Genomic DNA, 5781 nt, shown 5'->3' with positions numbered 1-5781 from the left:
CGCCAAGCATTTTAAGGGAAAGGACATTTTCATCACCCAGACTTATCAATCTGTTTAATATTTCAATGACCACAGGCCATTTTTCCCGGGCATAAGCCAGCTCGGCTTTTCCCCTCAAAAGGAACATGTTGGTTGTGTCTGCGGCAATGGCCGTGTCCAATACAGCCTCTGCTAATTGATATTGCTTCAACGACTTAAGGACCTTTGAAAAGCTGTATGCAACATCACCATCTTTTGGATTAAGCGAATTTGCTTTTGAAAGATAAGGTGTCGCAAACATTATCCCTTCAGAGTTTTCAATCATGTCGCTCAACTGCCTGTACACGGAGAAATTATTACTGTCGATTGCCAGTATCAGCTTATAGTAATCGCCGGCTTTTTTAAAATTTCCCTTTGCTTGATTAATTCCCGCGAGGCTAAAAAGCGTTGATACCTCGGTAGAATCCTTTTCAAGAATCCTCCGATAATAATTTTCGGCTTCAGATAATTTACCAGCCATTCTAAGGCTGTATCCAAACCGGGATAAAATCTTCTTATCCGTGATCGGTTCCGGATAGATTTTTTTGAGGTAATCCGATGCCTCGATAAAACGCTGGCTTTGGAAAAGGTCGAGTAAATATAGGTTGTCGGCATCTTTAACCTGCGATTGAGCTTTAAAACCTGTTAGGATCAGGAGTAGGATGATCAGCTTTTTCATGATGGAAATTTTATACAATATACGGAATAAATTATTTAAACTAAATTTTTAGTTAATCTTTACGGGCCTCTCAGAATAACGAGATCTCAGCGCTGCGGCTGGGATGACACTCCTAAAAAATCACTGTCATCCTGACGAAAGTCAGGATTCCCAATCCGCAAGCACCCATGCATTTTAATCGTACCATCCTCTAATCATATGAATCTTCGTTAACACAAAAACCTGCCTGCAGTAATTACTGGCAGCATAATTGCATTATCCTGCTAAACCAAATCATAAAATTATGGATAAATTGAAAAAATTCGATCTGATGGAGAAAATAACGAATGAACTGGAAGATCTAAAAAATAGCCAGACTGCAATCGTACAAAAGATTGGTAAAATTGAGATAGATAACTTTGATCTGGGCAATAAAACTCTGGAAAAAGTACTTCCGGAGATGCATCAGAATGTAGCAGATAATCTTGATAAGATCGCAGAGATCCTGAGCAGTTTTGAAGACACGAAGGACGATTACGAAAAGAAAAATAACATAGAAGGATTACGCGAGCAAGAAACCATACGAGAAGCTATGGAGGGCAACGATAATAAGTAATTTTAATAGTTATACGTGATACGTTTTACGTTATAAGTTGAAAACGGACCCGCCGTCTGAAACAAGAAGCCAAGCAGATATTTTATGTCTCCTTGGCTTTTTATACTAGTTGCCTTCTTAATGTTAATACACTCATTAACGTACTACTTAAAACCTAAAACGTATCACTCAATCGCTTTCCCTTTCATAGCACTGCCAATGGCAACATTCATCAGCCTTTCTGCAAAAGGCCTTGTGTACTCATTTAGTTCATCAATTGATTTGTGAATAAGGTCTTTATCTCCAGAAGTAAGAGCTTCCTTTAAAGTTTTTAAAAGTTTATTGGTGTCCGTTATCTCTTGTTCAGAAACGTGCGCTTTATTTTTTTCAAGGAATCGTTCGACGGTGTAGATCATCTGCTCACCTTCTGTTCTGGATTCTATGAGCATCCTTTGATTAACGTCTTCCTTAGCATTCTCGATACTGTCAATCAGCATTTTTTCCACCTCTTGGTCCGTCAGCCCATATGTGGGCTTAACTTCTACTTCTTGTTTAACGCCCGAGCGGAGTTCTACCGCTTCGACAGTTAGGATGCCGTCAGCATTGAGGCGGAAATTGATGTCGACTTTAGGGAAGCCTGCGGGCATTCCGGGGATACCTTTGAGGTCGAATTCAGCTAGCTTCCTGTTCTCTTTTACAAGATCCCGTTCGCCCTGATATACAGAGATCTTCATGTTGGCTTGCCCGTCGATTGATGTTGTGTATTGTCTGCCAGCTTTACTTGGGACTTTGGCATTTCGTGGGATGATCACATCCATCAGTCCGCCCATAGTTTCGATCCCCAGGGAAAGCGGTGTAACATCAAGCAATAAGATGTCTTTTCTGTTACCGGCAAGCACATCCGATTGAATAGCAGCACCGAGCGCAACAACCTCATCCGGATTTATCTTGTCGTGGACCTCTTTTCCAAAAAACCCGGAAACCCCTCGTTTTACAAGGGGGGTACGTGTTGAACCTCCGACCATTACAACCTCCTGAATATCTGCTACCGTTAATCCAGCATCAGTCAATGCATTTTGGCAACATTTAATAGTTTGCTGGACTTTAGGCTGAATGAGTTCCTCGAACTTTATTTTAGTAATAGCACAGGGTATTTCATTAACGAAATCATTGAACATATTTTGCGTGCTCAATGATTTCTTGGCCTCCTCGGCTTTCAGACGTAGTGCCTGACGAAGACCAGCGTCAATATTTTCACCAAGTTCATTAGATTCGATCCAATAATTTACGATCGCCTGGTCAAAATCATCCCCGCCTAAAAAGGTGTCGCCGTTAGTAGAAAGAACTTCGAAGATCCCATTCTGTATCTTTAATATTGAAACGTCGAAAGTTCCGCCTCCGAGGTCATAAACAGCGATTGTTTTTTCTTCCTCGGGATTAAGTCCAATGCCGTATGCCAGACTCGCCGCGGTTGGCTCATTAACAATACGTAAAACATCCAGCCCTGCCAGCTTTCCGGCATCACGGGTGGCCTGCCTCTGACTATCATTAAAGTATGCTGGAACAGTAATAACAGCTCTGTTAACTGCCGTTTTAAGAGCATGTTCGGCCCGGTCCTTCAATTCTTTAAGGATCATTCCTGAAAGCTCAATAGGCGTATAATATTTTCCGCCAGCGTTGATCTTTACCAGGCTTTCAGTATTGTCATTGATGATCTTGTATGAGAAGATATCGCTGTGGGCCTCGATATCATTGTAAGAACGACCAAGAAGCCGTTTAACAGAAAAAATAGTATTTTGAGGATCAGAGATGAGATATTCTTTTGCGTCGTTTCCGACGATGATACTCCCGTCAGGCTGAAAATGTACCACAGAAGGCACTAATAGGCCTTTTCCGGTATCATTAATCACTTGTGGGTTCCCTTCCGGATTTATAAACGCAACCAGACTGTTAGTTGTTCCCAGATCTATCCCAACAATGATTTCTTCTTTTTGAACCGAACCCGTAGCGAGATTAATAGATACTGTAGCCATAATGTGGGCAAAGGTACTCAGTTTGGAAGCAATACAGAATGGTAAGGATGTTTTATTACAATGGGATTAAGATTAGATGATATTGGATTATTTGTAATACGAAGGGATAACAAGTATAAGATTTTGTAATGATGGGTTGTGTTTTGTTGGAAAGCAGGCTTCGGTGTTCTCAGGCTCCGGTAGTCCCGTGCTCTGCAGTAGTTTTTGCAATATAATTTCAGGTTCTAAGAAAATCGTTTTCGCAAAAAGCTACTGCTGCCGCCCGGGTTTAGTTGACCTGAGCTTGTGCTTCTATTGAAGATTTGCATACGACTGATATTGTGGAGAATTGAATTTAGCCTATCTGTTAAACATCAATCTCTCCCCAATTCCATTCTCCACAACTTTACCATTTTCATACGCCACTCTGCCTGAAACGATCGTCGTGTTTATGGATGAGCTAAAAATCAATCCCTCGAACGGACTCCATCCACATTTAGACAAAACGTTATCTTTCCTTACTTCCATTGGTTTAGCCAGGTTCACCAAAACCAGGTCAGCCCAATACCCTTCGCGAATAAAGCCCCGCTTTTCAATCTGAAAACATATAGCTGGGTTATGTGCCATCTTTTCGGCTATCTTTTCAAGGCTGATCTTTCCCTGTTCGAAAAGCTGAAGCATCGCAATCAATGCATGTTGAACCAGAGGCCCACCAGATGGAGCGTTGATGTAAGGCTGTGATTTTTCCTCTATAGTATGTGGTGCATGATCGGTAGCTATAACATCTATTTTTCCATCTAACACTGCTTGAAGTATAGCTTCGCGGTCTTCGCCGGATTTAATCGCCGGGTTCCATTTGATCCAGTTGCCTTTTTTCGGGTAATCTTTATCGGAAAACCAAAGATGATGGATACATGCTTCGGCAGTGATGCGTTTTTCGGATAACGGAACAGAATTTTCAAAAAGATGTGTTTCGAGGGCCGACGATATATGAAGAATGTGTAAGCGAGTATTATGCTTTTTCGCAAGCTTTATAGCAAAAGAAGAAGATTTATAGCAAGCTTCTGCACTACGGATTTGCGGGTGCATTTCTGGTGTGAGCTTGTCTCCATACAAAGCTTTAAAATTCTCAGTATTTTTACGAATGGTGGCTTCATCCTCGCAATGGACGGCGACCAATATAGGCGCTTTGCTAAAAATACCTTCGAGGGTCTTTTCATTGTCGACCAGCATATTGCCCGTAGATGAACCCATAAAAACCTTTATACCACAAACCGTTCGGGGGTCTGTTTTTAAAACCTCATCCAGATTATCGTTACCAGCCCCCATAAAAAAGGAGTAATTGGCTACCGAGTTTTTTGAAGCAATTTCATACTTATCTTCGAGCAATTTCTGGGTGAGCGTATTGGGGATCGTGTTAGGCATTTCCATGAACGATGTGATACCGCCCGCAACTGCGGCTCTGCTTTCTGTAAAAATATCTGCTTTATGTGTCAGGCCCGGCTCACGGAAGTGCACCTGGTCATCAATACATCCCGGAAAAAGATGTAAGCCTTCAGCATCAATGACTTTGTCTGCAGGCTCATCGATATCCCCGGCAATCTTTTTAATTATACCATCTTTTATAAGCAAATCGCTTTGAAAAGATTTTCCTTCATTGATAATTGTAGCGGATTTTATGAGTATAGAAGACATCGGAACCTGTGTTTGAAATACTGCAAATTTCGCAAATTATTCAGGAATGTCATCAGATATATCTAACAAAATCAGCGCCCCACAGATCCAGGAAATTTACCCGTTAAATAAATACATTTTGAATGTTAAAGCGGATTGGTACGTCGGCAAACCGTAAATAGCAGCAGGGTCAGAAGTAGACTAAACGCGGGCGGCAGCAGTAGCTTTCAGTTGAATTCATCAATCGTACTGATCAATACCTCATACCTATTCGTACCTTTGACCCATGTCATTATCTTTTGAAGACTTTAAGCTTAATCGCCAGATCCTGAATGCTGTTGCAGACGCAGGCTATACTTTGCCAACGCCAATTCAGGAAAAAGCGATCATGCCTATTTTGTCCGGGCAAGATATTATGGGTATAGCGCAGACGGGAACGGGTAAAACCGCTGCCTTCGTGCTTCCGATGCTAATGAAGCTAAAATATGCTCAGGGCGTTGATGCGCGTGCTTTAATTATAGCGCCGACCCGCGAACTGGCCATGCAGATCGAAGAGAATGTTCGGGTTTTTGCCAAGTATACTGATCTGCGCACGGTGGTGCTTTATGGAGGCCTTGGGCCAAAGACACAGATCGCTGAATTAAAGAAAGGAGTTGACATTATTATAACCACTCCAGGGAGGTTTCTAGATCTTTACCTTGCCGGCAATATCAACACTCAATATTTGAAGTTTCTTGTTATGGACGAGGCTGATAAAATGATGGATATGGGATTCATAGGATCCATCCACCGTATTTTAGAAGTGGTGCCAAGAAAACGCCAGA

The 5781-nt window shown here is 41.8% G+C and carries 5 protein-coding genes; 2 read left to right on the top strand and 3 right to left on the bottom strand.

Translation table 11 applies throughout. The features are described from left to right. The coding region (locus WKF69_RS18320; RefSeq protein ID WP_340383802.1) for a hypothetical protein at nt 1–697 on the bottom strand (697 nt) is incomplete at its 3' end. A gap of 283 nt (nt 698–980) precedes the next feature. On the opposite strand from WKF69_RS18320, the gene WKF69_RS18315 reads away from it, so the two are divergent. Next, entirely contained in the window at nt 981–1292 is a 312-nt protein-coding gene (locus WKF69_RS18315; RefSeq protein WP_340383800.1) for a hypothetical protein, read from the top strand. Nucleotides 1293–1456: 164 nt separating this feature from the next. On the opposite strand, the gene hscA is transcribed toward WKF69_RS18315, so the two are convergent. Then, a complete protein-coding gene (gene hscA / locus WKF69_RS18310) occupies nt 1457–3304 on the bottom strand; it encodes a Fe-S protein assembly chaperone HscA (RefSeq protein ID WP_340383799.1) in 1848 nt (615 codons plus the stop codon). A gap of 339 nt (nt 3305–3643) precedes the next feature. Continuing rightward, the gene (locus WKF69_RS18305) at nt 3644–4978 is read right to left on the bottom strand and encodes a dihydroorotase (RefSeq protein ID WP_340383797.1); all 1335 of its coding nucleotides are present in this window, start codon (nt 4976–4978) and stop codon (nt 3644–3646) included. Between the two features lie 265 nt (nt 4979–5243). Between WKF69_RS18305 and WKF69_RS18300 the strand changes: the two genes are divergently transcribed. Continuing rightward, nucleotides 5244–5781, top strand: a 538-nt coding sequence (locus WKF69_RS18300; protein ID WP_340383795.1) for a DEAD/DEAH box helicase, incomplete at its 3' end; no start/stop codon positions are given.

It is taken from the genome of Daejeonella sp. (assembly GCF_037719425.1).
Classification (GTDB): domain Bacteria; phylum Bacteroidota; class Bacteroidia; order Sphingobacteriales; family Sphingobacteriaceae; genus Daejeonella.
The sequence above is the reverse complement of the archived record's forward strand: the minus strand, read 5'-3'. Positions and strand labels throughout refer to the sequence as shown.

What these genes read in the sequence shown, in the direction of transcription:
- WKF69_RS18315 (WP_340383800.1), top strand. Translation starts at nt 981, where the DNA reads ATGGATAAATTGAAAAAATTCGATCTGATGGAGAAAATAACGAATGAA.
- WKF69_RS18305 (WP_340383797.1), bottom strand. Translation starts at nt 4,978, where the DNA reads ATGTCTTCTATACTCATAAAATCCGCTACAATTATCAATGAAGGAAAA.
- hscA (WP_340383799.1), bottom strand. Translation starts at nt 3,304, where the DNA reads ATGGCTACAGTATCTATTAATCTCGCTACGGGTTCGGTTCAAAAAGAA.